This is a genomic window from Streptomyces sp. NPDC006879, from assembly GCF_042869595.1.
Classification (GTDB): Bacteria; Actinomycetota; Actinomycetes; order Streptomycetales; family Streptomycetaceae; genus Streptomyces.
Genome location: NZ_JBIAGC010000005.1, coordinates 22,892 through 39,572 on the forward strand (window position 1 = coordinate 22,892; position 16,681 = coordinate 39,572).

The following is a 16,681-nucleotide window of genomic DNA, read 5'->3' on the forward strand; positions in this document are numbered from 1 at the left end:
GATAGGCGCACGCTCTCGTCCCCCTATCACCCGATAAGCGCTCAGTGACGCATCCTGCGCGGTGGCGGATGTATGCCATGACACCCTCCTGCTCCTCGTCAGCCCTCCCCAAAGAGTGGTCATTTGCGCGAGGCTGACCGGTCATCCGGCACCGAAATCCGGACCCGTTCTTTCACATACAGGGATGCAGATGACCACCGAGTCCCCCAGCTCCATATCCGGGGCGAGGCGTGCGGCGCGTATTGCAGCCGCCGCGGGCCTGGTCGCCGCACTTGCGGCGACCGGATCCGTGCCCGCCTTCGCCGTGGCCAGCGCCGACGATCCCGCGGCTTCGGCCGTCAAGTCCGCCGACAAGAAGCTCGGTTCCTCCGATGCCGAGCTGCTCGCCGAGGCCGAGGCCAAAGGTGACAAGACCGTCACCATGATGGTCGCCACCGCTCCCGGTCAGACCAAGCAGGTCGCCGCCCAGCTCAAGGCCGTCAAGGGCGGATCGGTCGGCGAGACCTACGACAAGCTCGGCTACGTCCGCGCCACCCTGCCCACCGGCAAGGCGAAGGCCGCGATCAAGGCCGCGGCGAAGCTGTCCTCGGTGCACGGGATCGACCTGCGCCACGAGATCCAGCTTGACGACCCGAGCCCGGACGCCGACCGCGACGCGAACACCGCCGGCGTGGCCAAGGCCGCCAAGGGCAAGCACGTCAAGGGCCGTACCTACGCGGCGCCGAACAAGAAGACCCCGGCGAAGAACCCGTACAACCCGTCCTTCGAGACCGGGGCGGTGGACTTCGTCAAGAAGCACCGCAAGGCGGACGGCCGCGGCGTGACGATCGGCATCCTGGACTCGGGTGTCGACCTCGGTCACCCGGCCCTGCAGAAGACCACCACCGGCGAGCGCAAGATCGTCGACTGGGTCACCGCGACCGACCCGATCCTGGACGGCGACGCCACCTGGCGCCCGCAGGTCACCGCGGTCTCCGGCGGCTCCTTCACCGTGGGCGGTCGCACCTGGACAGCCCCGGCGGGCTCGTACCAGTGGAGCCGTTTCTCCGAGGCGATCACCGCCAACGGAGACATGGCCGGCGACGTCAACCGTGACGGTGACACCACCGACCAGTTCGGCATGCTGTATGACCCGGCCGCCGGCACCGTCCGGGTCGACACCGACCAGGACGGCAACTTCACCAACAACGAGCCGATGAAGCCGTACAAGGACGGCTACCAGGTCGGCTACTTCGGCACGGACAACCCGGCGACCGAGGTCGCCGAGCGCATCCCGTTCGTGATCGAGATCCGCAAGGACGTCCCGATGGACCCGTACGGCGGGGACTGGGTCGGCAAGAAGGCGGACTTCGTCAACATCGGCATCATCGAGGGTGTCCACGGCACCCACGTGGCCGGCATCACCGCCGCCAACAGCCTCTTCGGCGGCAAGATGAACGGCGCCGCGCCCGGCGCCAAGCTGGTCTCCTCGCGCGCCTGCACCTGGAGCGGCGGCTGCACCAACGTCGCACTGACCGAGGGCATGATCGACCTCGTCGTCAACCGCGGCGTGGACATCGTCAACATGTCCATCGGTGGCCTCCCGGCGCTGAACGACGGCAACAACGCACGCGCCGAGCTCTACGGCCGCCTCATCGACACCTACGGCGTCCAGCTGGTCATCTCGGCCGGCAACGAGGGCCCGGGTCTCAACACCATCGGTGACCCCGGCCTGGCCGACAAGGTCCTCAGCGTCGGTGCCGCCGTGTCCAAGGCGACCTGGGCCGCCAACTACGGCTCGATCGTCTCCAAGCCGTACGCGATGTTCCCCTTCTCCTCCCGCGGCCCGCGCGAGGACGGCGGCTTCACGCCGACCATCACCGCTCCGGGCGCCGCGATCAACACCGCCCAGACCTGGGTGCCGGGCTCCCCGGTGAAGGAAGCCGGCTACTCGCTGCCCGCCGGCTACGCGATGCTCCAGGGCACCTCGATGTCCTCGCCGCAGGCCGCCGGCTCCGCCGCTCTCCTGCTGTCCGCCGCCAAGCGTGAGGGCATCGACCTCACCCCGGCGAACCTGCGCACCGCTCTGACGAGCACCGCGAAGAAGATCTCCGGCTTCTCGGCTCACGAGCAGGGCGCTGGACTCATCGACATCAACGCCGCCTGGAAGTCCATCCAGCGCGGCGCCACCGCCCACACCTTCGACGTCAAGGCGCCGGTCGACACCGCGATCGACCAGTTCCTCAAGGAGCCGGGCTTCGGCACCGGCATCTACGACCGCGAGGGCGGCCTGAAGGTCGGCCAGAAGAAGACGTACAACGTCACCATCACCCGCACCTCGGGCCCTTCGTACGGTGTGCGTCACGACCTGAGCTGGAAGTACAACGACGGCACCTTCAAGGTCATCGGTGGCTACGACTACGTCACCCTGCCGCTGAACAAGCCGGTCACCGTCAAGGTCCAGGCCAAGCCGCGCAAGGGCGGCGTCCACAGCGCCATCCTGCAGCTGGACGACGAGCGCACCGAGGGCATCGACAAGCAGGTCCTGGCGACCGTCGTCGTGGCCGACCAGCTGGTCAAGCCGGGCTTCAAGGTCTCGCACTCCTCTTCGGTGCACCGCAACCTCACCAAGTCCTACTTCGTGAACGTGCCGCAGGGAGCCAAGTCCCTTGAGGTCGCCCTCAGCGGCCTGAAGGCCGGCAGCCAGACCCGCTTCATCTCGATCCACCCGTACGGCGTGGGCGTCGAGGACAGCTCGACGATCTACTGCTACCCGAACTACGAGAGCCCGAAGAACACCTGCCGTCCCGACCTGCGCTCCTACGCGGACCCGCAGCCGGGCGTCTGGGAGATCGAAGTCGAGTCCCGCCGCACCTCGCCGATGCTGAAGAACCCCTTCAAGCTCGACGTCACCGTGCTGGGCGCCGGCTTCGACCCGGCCGTCAAGGTCCTTCCCGAGGCGAAGATCGGCACCCCGGTTCCGGTCCAGTGGACGGTCAAGAACGACTTCGCGTCCATCGCAGGCGGCAAGCTCAAGGGCGGCCCGCTCGGTTCCGCCAAGGTCGCCAAGCCGACCATCGCCAACGGTGAGACGCACACCACCGAGGTCACCATCGGTGCCGGCGTCGAGCGCCTGGACATCGCCATCGGCAACGTCTCCGACGCCGCCGCCGACCTCGACCTCGACGTCTACAAGGACGGTGTCAAGGTCGGCTCCTCCGCCGACGGTGACTCCGAGGAGGCCGTGAGCCTGGTCAACCCGGCCGCGGGCACCTACACCATCGAGGTCTACGGCTACGCGGTGCCGGCCGGCACCACCACGTACGACTACCGCGACGTGTACTTCGCCGCTTCCCTCGGTGAGGTCAAGGTCGACGAGAGCACCGCGGTGAACCTGGCCAACGGCGGCTCCGCCAACGTCTCGGCCAACGTCCTGGTCAACAGCGAGGCCCCCGAGGGCCGCGGCTTCTTCGGCCAGGTCCAGCTGCTCAACGGTCGCGGCACCGCCGCCGGCATCGGCAGCGTCCAGATCGAGAGCGTCACCCCGTAACCTCCGGCGGTGAAGACAAGGGCGGGTGCTCCTCGGAGCGCCCGCCCTTCGTCCTGTTCGGGGCCCGCTCCCGCCCCGGGGGTGTGCGCGGACGCGTTCGGGGCATCCGATAACCGGATCGACGTGTCCGGTGGTGCCCGCGCCAGCGGACCGCGTCCAGTCCGCGCGGGGCGCGCACCTTCCCCGGAGGTGGCGTGGCCGGCACACCGAGGGATGGTGGCGGCGCCGGCCCACCGGCCGCCGCGGTCCGCCCCTCGGACAATGGATTGGACAACCCGCCAGGGGTCGAACGCATGATGGGGCAGGCGGGCAGGGATGCCCAAGGACTACAGAGGAGTCACCGTGAGGGTCGGAATCGTCGGAGCCACCGGACAGGTCGGCGGAGTCATGCGTCAGATCCTCGCCGAGCGCAAGTTCCCGGTCGATGAGCTGCGGCTGTTCGCCTCGGCCCGCTCCGCCGGCTCGGTCCTGGAGTGGGAGGGTCGCCAGATCACCATCGAGGACGCCGCCACCGCCGACTACACCGGCCTGGACATCGTGCTGTTCTCCGCAGGCGGGGCCACCTCGAAGGCGCTCGCCGAGAAGGTCGCCGGCCAGGGCGCCGTGGTGATCGACAACTCCTCGGCCTGGCGCCGCCACCCCGAGGTCCCGCTGGTGGTCTCCGAAGTCAACCCGCAGGCGGTCCGCAACCGCCCCAAGGGGATCATCGCCAACCCGAACTGCACCACGATGGCCGCCATGCCGGTGCTGCGTCCGCTGCACCAGGAGGCCGGTCTGACCTCGATGGTCGCCACCACCTACCAGGCGGTGTCAGGTTCCGGTCTGGCCGGGGTCGAGGAGCTGCGCACCCAGAGCTGCGCCGTCGTCGAGCGGGCCGACCAGCTGGCCTTCGACGGCGCCGCCGTGGAATTCCCGGCACCGGGCGTCTACCAGCGTCCGATCGCCTTCAACGTGGTCCCGCTGGCGGGCAACATCGTCGAGGACGGTTCCTTCGAAACGGACGAGGAGCAAAAGCTCCGCAACGAATCACGCAAGATCCTCGGCATCCCGGAGCTCAAGGTCTCCGGCACCTGTGTGCGCGTACCGGTCTTCTCCGGCCATTCCCTCCAGGTGAACGCCCGCTTCGAGCGGCCGATCAGCGTCGAGCGCGCCTACGAGCTGCTCGCCGACGCCCCCGGTGTCGAACTCTCCGAGATCCCCACCCCGCTCCAGGCGGCCGGCCAGGACGCTTCCTACGTGGGGCGCATCCGGGTGGACGAGACGGTGGAGCACGGCCTCGCGCTCTTCCTCTCCAACGACAACCTCCGCAAGGGCGCGGCGCTCAACGCGGTCCAGATCGCGGAGCTCGTCGCCGAGGAACTCGCCGGCTGAGCACCGACAACCGACAGGGGGCGGCCACGGTGGCCGCCCCCTGCCCTCACGCCGGCTCCGCTCAGCGGCGGCGCACCTCGTACAGGAAGCAGCCGAACTCGGCGGCCCGCACGTGGACCAGGGCCACCGCGGGATCGGCAAAGGCCTGCCCGCAGGCCTCTCTGAGCATCCGCGCCGGGTACCGGAAGGACTCCGGGGTCCCCGGCGACCGGTCCGGTGACAACGCCAGCACCCGACCGCCGAGGATTCGACCCGCCGCGTCATAGCGGCGCAGCACCCGGACCGCCCCCGGCTCGTCGAAGGCGGATCCTTCTCCTTCCGGTCCACCGCAGTCTTCGGCGTGCAGGAAGACCGGGCCGAGTTCGTCATAGGCTCCGGGATCCACCTCGTGGGCCGCCGCCCAGCGGCGCAGCGGGGCATAGGAGACCAGCGCGATCTGTTCCCCGGGCCTGCTGCGGCGCAGGCAGCAGCGCAGCGGTGCGCCCCCTTCCGGGTCTCGGTACGGCAGGCAGGGCCGACCCGCGTCATCGCGGATGCGTAGCTGGTCGAGGGCCTCGGGCGAGATCGGCAGTGCGATGGGAGTGTCCATGCCCCCCACCTTGCGGGCCCCCGCAGCCGAGAACCGGCGGAATTCGGACCTTGTGCTCTTGGCGAAGGCGGCGTTACTCGCAGGCTTCCGAGGGTTGCCACGTGGAAGGATGGCGGAAACCCCGCATCAAAGGAGATGAACGCGTGCCTGGCACGAACCTGACCCGTGAAGAGGCTCAGCAGCGGGCGAAGCTGCTCAGCGTGGACTCGTACGAGATCGACCTCGACCTGAGCGGAGCGCAGGAGGGCGGCACCTACCGTTCCGTCACCACCGTCCGCTTCGAGTCCGCCGAGGACGGGGCCGAGACCTTCATCGACCTGGTCGCGCCGGCGGTCCACGAGGTGGTGCTGAACGGTCACTCCCTGGACGTGGCCGCCGTCTTCCGGGACTCCCGGATCGCGCTGAAGCACCTCGCGGCCGGGCCCAACGAGCTCAAGGTCGTCGCGGACTGCGCGTACACCAACACCGGTGAGGGTCTGCACCGGTTCGTCGATCCGGTCGACGAGCAGGCCTACCTCTACACCCAGTTCGAGGTGCCGGACGCCCGCCGCGTTTTCGCCTCCTTCGAACAGCCCGACCTGAAGGCCACCTTCCAGTTCACCGTGAAGGCGCCGGAGGGCTGGAGCGTCATCTCCAACTCCCCGACCCCGGAACCGGTGCAGCACGTCTGGACCTTCGAACCCACCCCGCGGATCTCCACCTACATCACCGCGCTGATCGTCGGCCCGTACCACTCGGTGCACAGCTCCTACGAGAAGGACGGGCAGTCGGTTCCGCTGGGCATCTACTGCCGGCCCTCACTCGCCGAGTTCCTGGACTCCGAGGCGATCTTCGACGTGACCCGGCAGGGCTTCGACTGGTTCCAGGAGAAGTTCGACTACGACTACCCGTTCGCCAAGTACGACCAGCTCTTCGTCCCCGAGTTCAACGCGGGCGCCATGGAGAACGCGGGCGCGGTCACCATCCGCGACCAGTACGTCTTCCGCTCGAAGGTGACCGACGCCGCGTACGAGGTCCGCGCCGAGACCATCCTGCACGAGCTCGCCCACATGTGGTTCGGCGACCTCGTCACCATGGAGTGGTGGAACGACCTCTGGTTGAACGAGTCCTTCGCCACGTACACCTCGATCGCCTGCCAGGCACACGCCCCGGGCTCGCAGTGGCCGCACGCCTGGACCACCTTCGCCAACTCCATGAAGACCTGGGCCTACCGGCAGGACCAACTGCCCTCCACCCACCCGATCATGGCCGACATCCGTGACCTCGACGACGTCATGGTCAACTTCGACGGCATCACGTACGCCAAGGGCGCCTCGGTGCTCAAGCAACTGGTCGCGTACGTGGGGACCGAGGAGTTCTTCAAGGGCGTCCAGGCCTATTTCAAGGCGCACGCCTTCGGCAACACCCGGCTCTCCGACCTGCTCGGCGCGCTGGAGCAGACCTCCGGCCGCGACCTCAAGACCTGGTCGCAGGCCTGGTTGCAGACCGCCGGGATCAACGTTCTGCGCCCGGAGGTCAAGACCGACCCGGACGGGGTCATCACCTCCTTCGCCGTCCGCCAGGAGGCACCGGCCCTGCCCGCCGGGGCCAAGGGCGAGCCGGTGCTGCGTCCGCACCGCATCGCGATCGGCCTGTACGACCTGACCGGCGGCAAGCTGACGCGGGTGGACCGTATCGAACTCGACGTGGACGGCGCTCTGACCGCGGTCCCCGAGTTGGTCGGTCGCCGCCGCCCGGACGTCTTCCTGCTCAATGACGACGACCTGTCCTACGCGAAGGTCCGACTGGACGAGCAGTCGCTGGCCAAGGTCACCGCCCACCTCGGCGACTTCGAGGCTTCGCTGCCGCGCGCCCTGTGCTGGGCCTCGGCCTGGGACATGACCCGCGACGGCGAGCTCGCCACCCGCGACTACCTGTCCCTGGTGCTCTCGGGGATCGCCAAGGAGACCGACATCGGTGTGGTGCAGTCCCTGCACCGCCAGGTCAAGCTGGCCATCGACCTGTACGCCGACCCCTCCTGGCGGGAGACCGGTCTGGCCACCTGGACCGAGGCCACCCGCACCCACCTGTCGAACGCGGCCCCCGGCAGCGACCACCAGTTGGCCTGGGCCCGGGCGTTCGCCGCCGCGGCCCGCACGGACGAACAGCTGGACTTCCTCGCGGCCCTGCTCGACGGCAGCCGGGCCATCGAGGGGCTGGCCGTGGACACCGAGCTCCGCTGGGCGTTCCTGGAGCGGCTGGCCGCGACCGGACGCGCCGACGAGCAGGCCATCACAGCCGAGCTGGAACGGGACCGGACCGCGGCCGGTGAGCGCCATGCTGCCACCGCCCGAGCGGCCCGACCCACGGCCGAAGCCAAGGCCTGGGCATGGGCCTCCGTCGTCGAGAGCGGCCAGCTCCCGAACGCCGTGCAGGAAGCGGTGATCGGTGGCTTCGTGCAGACCGACCAGCGCGAACTGTTGGCCCCGTACACCGACAAGTTCTTCGCGACGGTCAAGGGCGTGTGGGAATCGCGCAGCCACGAGATCGCCCAGCAGATCGCGGTCGGCCTCTACCCCGCGCTCCAGGTGTCGCGGGCCACGCTGGACGCCACCGACGCGTGGCTGGACTCCGCCGAGCCGACCGCAGCGCTGCGCCGGCTGGTCTCGGAGTCCCGTTCGGGCATCGAGCGTGCTCTGAAGGCCCAGGCTGCGGACGCTGCCGCCGGCGCCTGATCGCCAGATCCGAGGTCGCCCCCGGCGTGCTCCGCACGCCGGGGGCGACCGCGTTCTGCGGCGTTCTGCGGCGTTCTGCGGCGCGCGGATTCAACGACGCAGCGCGTGCTTGCTCGTTGAAGGGGTTCCAGCGTGAGCCGTGACCACTGGCGAAGAGGGGCTGGGGTGCCTCCTTGCACCGGCGAGTTGTCCACTGACCGTGGCGCCGAAGGCGATCACCATCCCCAGCAGCTGCACCGGGGAGAGCGACTCCCCCAGGGCCGCCCAACCTATGACGGTGGCGGTCAGTGGGGACAGTGGTCCGAGCAGTGTCACGGAGGTCGCCGGGAGGCGACCGATGCCGCGGAACCACAGCCAGTACGCCACGGCCGTGTTGACCAGGGCCAGGTAGGCGTAGCCGGACAGCGCCCGGCCGTCGAGCGCCGGCGGCGCGCCCTCGACGAGGGCGGCGACGGGAGCGATCAGCAGCCCTCCCGCAGTCAGCTGCCAACCGGTCACGGCCAGTGGGCCAACGCCCGGGGGGCGGCCCCAGCGTTTGGTCAGCACGGTGCCGGTGGCCATGGCGGCCGAGGAGGTCACTCCGGCGAGGACCCCGAGGAGGTCGAGGGCGGCTCCGGCCTGGAGGACCACCATGGACACGCCGAGGGCGGCGGCGGTGGCCGCCAGGAGGGTGCGCAGCGTGGCGCGCTCCCCGAGCAGGAGCGCGGCGAGCGCGACGACGAAGAGCGGACCGACCGAACCGATCACCGCGGCCACCCCGCCCGGCAACCGGTAGGCCGAGAGGAACAGCAGCGGGAAGAAGGCCCCGATGTTGAGGGCCCCGAGCACGGCGGACTTCCACCACCACACCCCGCGGGGCAGGGTGCGGGACAGAGCGAGCAGTACCAGCCCGGCGGGCAGCGCCCGCATCACCGCTGTGAACAGCGGCCGATCGGGTGGCAGGAACTCGGTGGCCACGACGTAGGTCGAGCCCCAGGAGATCGGGGCGAGGGCGGTGAGCAGGATGAGGACGGCACGGTTCACGGAAGGCACCCCCGCGGTATGCCGGGCGAAGCACCCGGGCCATGGCGCGCCGCTCGAAGGAGCGACATAACTAGCTAAGCGATAAGTAGCTTACCTCTAAGCCACTTGCTTGCAAGGCACTTCCTTGCTGACGACTGACCGGCCTTCGATACTGGGGCCATGGACGCAGACGCCGTGGACGCGATCACCGCGCAGTGGAACACCGAACGACCCGACCTGGACGTCACCCCGATGGGTATCTTCGGGCGCATCTCCCGGATCGCCCGCGAGATGGGCGACCGGATGGACCAGGCCTACGCCCCCTACGGCATCGCCCGCGGCGAATTCGACGTGCTGGCCACCCTGCGCCGCGCGGGCACCCCCTACACCCTGTCCCCGCGACAGCTCTCCGCCACCGCGATGGTCACCACCGGGGGCATGACCGGACGCCTGGACAAACTCGAACGGGCCGGGCTGCTCCGCCGCTCCCCCGACCCCCACGACCGCCGCGGACTCCAGGTGACCCTCACCGAACGCGGCCTCGCCCTCGTTGACGAAGCCGTCCGCGCCGGACTGGAAACGCAGTTCGAGGCGCTCGCCGAGCTGACCGCCGAACAGCGCGCCAACCTCACCGAACTGCTACGAAGTCTGCACACCAGCCTCTGAGGACCACAAAAGCAAACGGGGGCGCCGCCCACCCGTGTCACACGAGGAGGAGGCGCCCCCGTTCGGGCGCATTCAACAGGCGAGCGTCAGCTCTTGGCCTGCTTACGGGACTTGTCGCCGACCATCACCAGCCCGGCGATCAGCAGGAACAGAACGATCGGCGTGAAGACGTACAGACCGAGCGTCTCGCCGACACTCAGGCCAGGGCCCGGGTCGTCACCGTCGTCGCGCGTCACCGCGAGCGCGGGAGACGTCATGAGCAGCATCATCAGCGTCGTACCGGCCGTGACAGCGCCGGCGCGCAGGGCGTTCTTCTTGTCCACGGTGCCAACCTAGCGAACAGCTAAACCCGGCGCGCGTCCGGGGTGGCCGTACGAGGGGCCGGGGCAGCCCGCTCGCCCGCCCGCAGGGCGCTGAACAGCGCGTGCGCCCTGGGCGAGGCCGCCAAATCCTCCAAGGTCACCGGCCGTCCCGCCCGGTCGGACACCGGAAGCCGCCAGTTGGGGTACTCGTGGGAGGTCCCCGGCAGGTTCTGCGGACGCCGGTCTCCCACCGCATCGGGCAGCCACAGACCGATCAGCCTGGCCGGAGTGGCCAGCAGGTAACGGTGGACGGCCAAGACCGCGGCTTCCTCCCCCGCGTGGACTCCATCGAGCAGTCCGAGGCGGGACAGCAGGATCAGCCACTCCCGGGTGTCAGCGGCATCGGCCACCCGTTCCTGCGCCAACGACCTGGTGAGTAGACCGAGACGGTCGCGCAGTTCCAGGTGCTCACCGCTCAGCCGCGCAGCAGTGGGCGGGAGGTCATGAGTGGTGACGGTCGCCAGGCAGTCCGCCCGCCAGCGGGCCGGGGCGAGCGGACGGCCGTCCCCTGCCCAGTCCCGCTCGAACCACAGCACGGAAGTGCCAAGCACACCTCGACGGGCCAGCACCTCGCGCACCCCAGGCTCCACGGTGCCCAGATCCTCGCCGATCACCACCGCCCCGGCCCGGTGCGCTTCGAGGACCAACACGGCGAGCATGGCCTCGTGGTCGTAACTGACGTAGGTGCCCTCGCAGGGCTCACACCCCGCAGGTACCCACCAGAGCCGGAACAGGCCCATCACATGGTCGATGCGCAGAGCGCCGGCGTGCTTGAACAACCCCCGCAGCAGTGCCCGGTAGGGCGCGTATCCGAGGCTCGCCAGTACATCGGGGCGCCACGGCGGCAGCCCCCAGTCCTGCCCACGGGCGTTGAAGGCGTCCGGCGGGGCGCCCACCGACATCCCGACGGCGAAGGCGGCGCGCTGCGCCCAGGCGTCGGCACCCCCGGGGTGGACCCCGACGGCCAGGTCGTGAACGAGCCCGAGCGGCATCCCTGCCTCGCGGGCCACGCGCTGGGCGCCGGACAGTTGGAGGTCGGTGAGGTAAGCAAGCCAGCAGTGGAAATCGACCCGGTCCCACAAGGAGCGACGCGCCTGGGCGGTCTGCGCGGAACACGGGTCTTCGAGCCCGGCGGGCCAGACGCCGCAATCCGCCCCGTACTCCTCGACCAAGGCGCACCAGGTGGCGTGATCCTCCAGAGCCCGCCCCTGCTCGGCCAGGAACTCACAGTAGGAGGCCCGCTCCCCGGGGCCTGCCGGCACCGCCCACAGCACCTCCAGGGCCTCCCTCTTGAGCGCCCACACCGCGTCGCGGTCGATCAGCGCCCCCTCTTCCAACACCGCGCGACGTAGCGCCCGGACCCGTTGGGACAGCTCCTCCAGAGCCGCCCGCTCCGCGGGCCCGGCGTAGGAGTGCCTCGGCACGTCCTCGATCCGCAGGTGCACCGGGTCGGGGAAGCGGCGGGACGAGGGCCGGTAGGGCGAGGGGTCGGTGGGGTCACCGGGAACGGCCGCGTGGAGCGGGTTGACCTGGAGGAATCCGATCCCGTGGGTACGCCCGGACCAGGCGGCGAGTTCGGACAGGTCTCCCAGGTCGCCCATGCCCCAGGAGCGCTGGGACAGCAGCGAGTACAGCTGCACCAGCAGGCCGGTGACCCGGCCGCAGGGCGCCGGCGCGCGCTCGGGAGCGACGATCAGCGTCGCCCCCAGGGTCTCGCCCCCACGGGGGTGAACCGTCACCCGGTGCACGCCCAGCGGGAGCGGGGGCGGCTCCTGCGGGGTGCGCCACTGCGCCTCCTGCCCGCCCCCTTCTGGTGTGAGGCGGACCAGAGTCCCGGGTGGGAGACCGGTGAGTGCGGGCGGCGGCCCGGCCGCGCCCACCCAGTGCACGACGGTAGCGGGCAGGATCCGCGCCGCGGCGGCCTCCTCGGCCGCGGTGAGCGCGGCCTCCACTTCCTCCTCGGTGGTGGCGGCCACACCCAGGGCCGCGAGCACCGTGACGACCGTGGCATCGGGCACCTGCACGCTCACCCCGGCGGAGGGAGCGTAGGAGGTGGCCACACCGTGCCGGGCGGCGAGCCGGGCCAAGCTCATCTACACCCCTGCCGGTTCCGGGCCGGCCGGCGTGTCGTACGCGGCCCCTTCGCTGGTGAGGGCGGCGGCCCGGGCGAGCGGGGGCTCGCTGGTCAAGGGTTGCGCGTCCGGCAGCGGGGGCTCGCTGGTCAAGGGGTCCGCCGCGGTGTGTTGGCGGGGGATCTGAGGCAAAGCGATCAGCGCCCGGCAAGCGGACGAGGTGCGTTTGCCCTTGATTTCGGCGATATGCGCCATTTTGGTCTGTCTCCTTCGTGGGGATGTGGACATTCGCAGGCCTACCCATCCCTCGGCAATGCACCACCTCCGGGGCTGTCCAATGCCCAAACACCGGCATGTCGCATCCGTTGCACAGCCGCGCGACACGCCGCCCAACCCCCGCTGACCGCCGGCATTTCGGGCACATGGGGCGGGCGCATTGACACCCTCACCGCGGGGTGGTGGGCTCGGGGCGATTCGTACGAGCGGGGGGGGCCACTCAAGCGAGGAGGCTCTGTGCAGCTTCGGGGCAGGAAGCGGGCCATGGCGGTCGCGATGGCCGTCATCGGCGGACTCGCCGTCGGTGGTCCGGTCGGCGCGTCCGCAGCCATCGCGGCGGCGGTCACCGCCCCCGTAACCCAGCCGGATCGGCCGGTCGGCCCGCTCCCGACGGTGTGGCCCCGGCCACAGTCGCTGACGGCCACCGGGCACAACGTCCCGCTCGGCGCCGAGGCGACCCTGGTGGTCCCTGCGGGCGCCGACCCGTACGCGGCGGACGCCCTGCGCTCCGCACTGCGCGCCGCCGGAGTGCGCACCCTGCACCAGCGGACGCCGCTGGAGGCCCTCCCGCCGACCGGTACGGTCATCAGAGCCCAGGGCCCCGACGCACTGACCGCACTGACCCAGCTCGGCGCCACCGCCCCCGGTGACCTTCCGGCCGGTGGCTACCGCATCGCGGTGGGCCGGGCCGGCGGTCGGGACACGGTCGCGCTCGTCGGCACGGACCAGGACGGCTTCTTCCACGCGGTGCAGACACTGCGCCAGTTGCTGCCGGGCGGCGGCCGAGCCGGGACCCCGACCGGCGGGACCCTACCGGCAGTGCAGATCCGCGACTGGCCCACCGCGGCCGTGCGCGGCATCACGGAGGGCTTCTACGGGCAGCCGTGGAGCCGGGAACAGCGCTTGGCCCAAATGGACTTCATGGGGCGAACCAAGCAGAACCGCTACCTGTACGCGCCGGGTGACGACGCCTTCCGCCAGGACCGGTGGCGCGAGGACTACCCGGCTTCCCAGGCCCAGGACTTCCGGGCGTTGACCGAGCGGGCCCGCGCCAACCACGTCACGTTCGCCTGGTCGGTGGCGCCTGCCCAGGCCATGTGCCTGGCCTCGGCGAAGGACGTGGCCGCGCTGCTGCACAAGCTCGACACCATGTGGAGCCTTGGGGTGCGCGCCTTCCAGTTGCAGTTCCAGGACGTCAGTTACACCGAGTGGCACTGTGGGGCTGACCAGGACCGGTTCGGCTCCGGGCCCGAGGCTGCGGCCCGGGCGCACTCCGCGGTGGCCAACGAGGTGGCCGCCGAGCTGGCCCGCCGCCACCCGGACGCGGCACCGCTGTCCGTCATGCCCACGGAGTACTACCAGGAAGGCACGACCCCCTATCGCGCCGCCCTGGCCAAGTTCCTCGCACCGAGCATCGAAGTGGCCTGGACGGGCGTGGGAGTCCTGCCCCGCACCATCACGGGCGGCGAACTGGCCCAGGCGCGATCGGTGTTCGGGCACCCGGTGGCCACCATGGACAACTACCCGGTCAACGACTGGGCACAGGACCGGCTCTTCCTCGGCCCCTACACCGGCCGCGACCCAGCGGTCGCGGGCGGCTCCGCCGCGCTGCTGGCCAATGCGATGGAGCAGCCGGCCATCTCTCGCATCCCGTTGTTCACCGCCGCCGACTTCGCCTGGAACCCCCGCGGCTACCAGCCCCGCGCCTCCTGGGAAGCCGCCATCGACGAACTCGCCGGCGGTGACCGCAGGAGCCGTGACGCGCTGGCGGCACTCGCCCGGAACGCCGCCTCCTCCTCACTCGGAGGTAGCGAGTCCGGATATCTGCGGCCACTGATCGCGGAGTTCTGGCAGGCCCGCTCCAGCGGCAACCGCACTGCCCTCGATCGGGCCGCGGACCGGCTACGGGACTCCTTCGCGGTGATGAGCCAGGCCCCGGACCGGCTGACCGGGCCCGCCGAGGGCACCCTGGCGGAGGAGATCGGCCCGTGGAGCGAGCAGTTGGCCCGCTATGGGCGAGCGGGGATTCACGCAGTGGAGTTGCTGCGCGCCCAGGCCCACGGCGACGGCGCGGGCGCCTGGCGGGGGACTCTGGAACTGCGCGCGGTGCGGGCGAAGATCGATGCAGCTCCGGTGACGCTCGGCAAGGGCGTCCTCGATCCGTTCCTGGCCAAGGCGGCCGAGGAGTCCGACGCCTGGACGGGTGCGAGCCGGAGCACCGGGACGGTGTCCAAGGACGCCGCCTCCTTCACGGTGCAGATGGATAGGCCCCGCCCCGTGGAGGCGGTGACCGTGATGACCGGGCCGGGCCCGGACCGCGGTGCCACCGTGGAGGCACACGTGCCGGGCGAGGGCTGGCGGGCGATCGGCCGGGTCTCCCCCAGCGGATGGACCCAGGCCGCCACCAAGGGCCTACGGGCCGATGCCATACGGCTGGCCTGGGCCGGGCAGGCGCCCGAGGTGCACAAGGTGGTGCCCTGGTTCGAGGACGAGCCGGACGCCCGACTGGAACTGGGCGGCGGTGGCCGCACCGACGCCGAGATCGGCGGCGGCCCCCAGCGGGTGGCCGCCGAAATCTCCGCGGTACGTCCGGGCGATGTCCGCGGCACCTTGACAGCGAAGGCCCCCCGGGGCATCGAGGTCAAGGTGCCCGAGCAGACCACGCTGCCGCGCGGCACCAAGTTGGCGGTTCCGGTGGAGGTCACCGTGCCGACCGGTACGCCGGCCGGCACCTACCAGGTGCCGGTGGCCTTCGCCGGCCAGCAGCGGGTGCTGACCGTACGGGCCTTCCCCCGGACGGGCGGCCCGGACCTGGTACCGGGCTCGACGCCCTCCTCCTCGGCGGACGAGACCCCGGACTTCCCTGCCGCGGCAGCGGCCGACGGGGACCCGGAAACCCGCTGGTCCTCTCCTGCCGAGGACGGCGCTTGGTGGCAGACCCAGCTGGCCGCTCCCGTCCGGCTGGGCCGAGTGGTGCTGCACTGGCAGGAAGCCCACGCTTCCGGCTACCGGATCGAGGTCTCTGCCGACGGCCAGACCTGGCGCACCGCAGCACAGGTCGACGACGGCCCCGGGGGCCGCGAGTCGGTGCGGATGGATGCGCCGGACTCCCGCTACCTGCGGGTTTCCTGTGATCGCCGCGCCGATGCCCGCTACGGGTGCTCGCTGTTCGCCGTGGAGGCCTACGCGGTCGAGCCGGAGCGCACCCCGGAGGAGTCCACGGCGCCCGAGGACTGAGGTGACGCGGACCGCCCGCTGCACCCCTGGGGTGGGGTCGATCCGTGCGGGTCGACCCCACCCCCACGGGCACTGCCCCGGCACCGTCAGGCGGAGACCCCGTCGATGCGCGCCATGGCGTCCGCCGCGCCGTAGGGCTGGAGGTAGGGCATCCAGCGCGGGTCGCGGTGCCCGGTGCCGATGATGCGCCAGGCCAGGCCCGCGGGCGGGGCTGGCTGATGGCGCAGTCGCCAACCGAGGTCCACCAGGTGGCGGTCGGCCTTGACGTGGTTGCACCGCCGACAGGCCGCCACGACGTTGTCCCAGGCGTGCTGACCACCGCGACTGCGCGGGACGACGTGGTCGACGCTGGTCGCGACGCCGCCGCAGTACATGCAACGACCGCCGTCCCGGGCGAAGAGCGCACGGCGGGTGAGCGGAACGGGCCCCCGGTAAGGGACCCGCACGAAGCGTCTGAGCCGCACCACGCTGGGCGCGGGGACGGCTCTGGTGGCACTGTGCAAAAAGGCGCCGGATTCCTCTAGGCAGATTGCCTTGTTCTCCAGGACGAGGACGAGCGCGCGGCGGAGCGGTACGACGCCGAGCGGCTCGTACGACGCGTTGAGGACCAGGACGTGCGGCACGGACATGCCTCCTTGTACGCCGGCGGCGCGTGGCTCGCGCCGGGACGATCTGCTCTCAGTCTCTCCTTATGGCTGGTCGTAGCGCCACCACGTACCAGTAACGGGACGAGGGGATTTTCCCCGCCGGGGGTCACCCGGTGCGGTGGAGCGCCTCCTCCGCGTGATCCCCCGGCCCGCCTTTGCTCTCCCTCGAACAACGCGGCAAACGGAGGCTCGATGCCCGGATACTGTTATGGGCCT

Annotated in this window: 11 protein-coding genes; 5 read left to right on the top strand and 6 right to left on the bottom strand. The window is 70.8% G+C overall.

Going from position 1 to position 16,681, the window contains the following annotated elements; translation table 11 throughout:
- The first annotated feature begins 190 nt into the window (after window positions 1–190).
- Together ACFYMC_RS05715 and ACFYMC_RS05720 are read left to right on the top strand one after the other, a co-directional pair.
- Window positions 191–3,529: a S8 family serine peptidase gene (locus tag ACFYMC_RS05715; RefSeq protein ID WP_388519324.1), complete on the top strand. Its 3,339-nt coding sequence runs from the start codon at window positions 191–193 to the stop codon at window positions 3,527–3,529.
- 342 nt (window positions 3,530–3,871) lie between these two features.
- On the top strand, window positions 3,872–4,900 hold the full coding sequence (locus ACFYMC_RS05720) for an aspartate-semialdehyde dehydrogenase (protein WP_388519326.1): 1,029 nt from the start codon (window positions 3,872–3,874) through the stop codon (window positions 4,898–4,900).
- A gap of 61 nt (window positions 4,901–4,961) precedes the next feature.
- Here ACFYMC_RS05720 and ACFYMC_RS05725 read toward each other — a convergent pair whose 3' ends face one another.
- Window positions 4,962–5,489 (bottom strand): DUF1203 domain-containing protein, encoded by a 528-nt coding sequence (locus ACFYMC_RS05725; protein WP_388519329.1) that lies wholly within the window; start codon window positions 5,487–5,489, stop codon window positions 4,962–4,964.
- A 143-nt stretch (window positions 5,490–5,632) separates the two neighbouring features.
- Between ACFYMC_RS05725 and pepN the strand changes: the two genes are divergently transcribed.
- Window positions 5,633–8,203: an aminopeptidase N gene (gene pepN / locus ACFYMC_RS05730; RefSeq protein WP_388519331.1), complete on the top strand. Its 2,571-nt coding sequence runs from the start codon at window positions 5,633–5,635 to the stop codon at window positions 8,201–8,203.
- A gap of 90 nt (window positions 8,204–8,293) precedes the next feature.
- Here the strand turns inward: pepN and ACFYMC_RS05735 are convergent, their stop codons facing one another.
- The gene (locus tag ACFYMC_RS05735) at window positions 8,294–9,226 is read right to left on the bottom strand and encodes an EamA family transporter (protein WP_388519333.1); all 933 of its coding nucleotides are present in this window, start codon (window positions 9,224–9,226) and stop codon (window positions 8,294–8,296) included.
- Between the two features lie 159 nt (window positions 9,227–9,385).
- Between ACFYMC_RS05735 and ACFYMC_RS05740 the strand changes: the two genes are divergently transcribed.
- Entirely contained in the window at window positions 9,386–9,871 is a 486-nt protein-coding gene (locus tag ACFYMC_RS05740) for a MarR family winged helix-turn-helix transcriptional regulator (protein ID WP_388519336.1), read from the top strand.
- An 86-nt stretch (window positions 9,872–9,957) separates the two neighbouring features.
- On the opposite strand, the gene ACFYMC_RS05745 is transcribed toward ACFYMC_RS05740, so the two are convergent.
- Genes ACFYMC_RS05745 through ACFYMC_RS05755 form a run of 3 tightly spaced genes read right to left on the bottom strand, consistent with a single transcriptional unit; the run spans window position 9,958 to window position 12,560 of the window.
- Window positions 9,958–10,194, bottom strand: a complete 237-nt coding sequence (locus ACFYMC_RS05745) for a hypothetical protein (RefSeq protein ID WP_388519339.1) — start codon at window positions 10,192–10,194, stop codon at window positions 9,958–9,960.
- A 20-nt stretch (window positions 10,195–10,214) separates the two neighbouring features.
- Entirely contained in the window at window positions 10,215–12,326 is a 2,112-nt protein-coding gene (gene malQ, locus ACFYMC_RS05750) for a 4-alpha-glucanotransferase (RefSeq protein ID WP_388519342.1), read from the bottom strand.
- Window positions 12,327–12,560: a hypothetical protein gene (locus ACFYMC_RS05755; RefSeq protein WP_388519345.1), complete on the bottom strand. Its 234-nt coding sequence runs from the start codon at window positions 12,558–12,560 to the stop codon at window positions 12,327–12,329.
- A 285-nt stretch (window positions 12,561–12,845) separates the two neighbouring features.
- On the opposite strand from ACFYMC_RS05755, the gene ACFYMC_RS05760 reads away from it, so the two are divergent.
- Window positions 12,846–15,818: a beta-N-acetylglucosaminidase domain-containing protein gene (locus tag ACFYMC_RS05760; protein ID WP_388519348.1), complete on the top strand. Its 2,973-nt coding sequence runs from the start codon at window positions 12,846–12,848 to the stop codon at window positions 15,816–15,818.
- Between the two features lie 86 nt (window positions 15,819–15,904).
- On the opposite strand, the gene ACFYMC_RS05765 is transcribed toward ACFYMC_RS05760, so the two are convergent.
- On the bottom strand, window positions 15,905–16,441 hold the full coding sequence (locus ACFYMC_RS05765) for an HNH endonuclease (protein ID WP_388519789.1): 537 nt from the start codon (window positions 16,439–16,441) through the stop codon (window positions 15,905–15,907).
- Between the last annotated feature and the right edge of the window lie 240 nt (window positions 16,442–16,681).

What these genes read in the sequence shown, in the direction of transcription:
- ACFYMC_RS05715 (WP_388519324.1), top strand. Translation starts at nt 191, where the DNA reads ATGACCACCGAGTCCCCCAGCTCCATATCCGGGGCGAGGCGTGCGGCG.
- ACFYMC_RS05725 (WP_388519329.1), bottom strand. Translation starts at nt 5,489, where the DNA reads ATGGACACTCCCATCGCACTGCCGATCTCGCCCGAGGCCCTCGACCAG.
- ACFYMC_RS05760 (WP_388519348.1), top strand. Translation starts at nt 12,846, where the DNA reads ATGGCGGTCGCGATGGCCGTCATCGGCGGACTCGCCGTCGGTGGTCCG.
- ACFYMC_RS05740 (WP_388519336.1), top strand. Translation starts at nt 9,386, where the DNA reads ATGGACGCAGACGCCGTGGACGCGATCACCGCGCAGTGGAACACCGAA.
- malQ (WP_388519342.1), bottom strand. Translation starts at nt 12,326, where the DNA reads ATGAGCTTGGCCCGGCTCGCCGCCCGGCACGGTGTGGCCACCTCCTAC.
- ACFYMC_RS05755 (WP_388519345.1), bottom strand. Translation starts at nt 12,560, where the DNA reads ATGGCGCATATCGCCGAAATCAAGGGCAAACGCACCTCGTCCGCTTGC.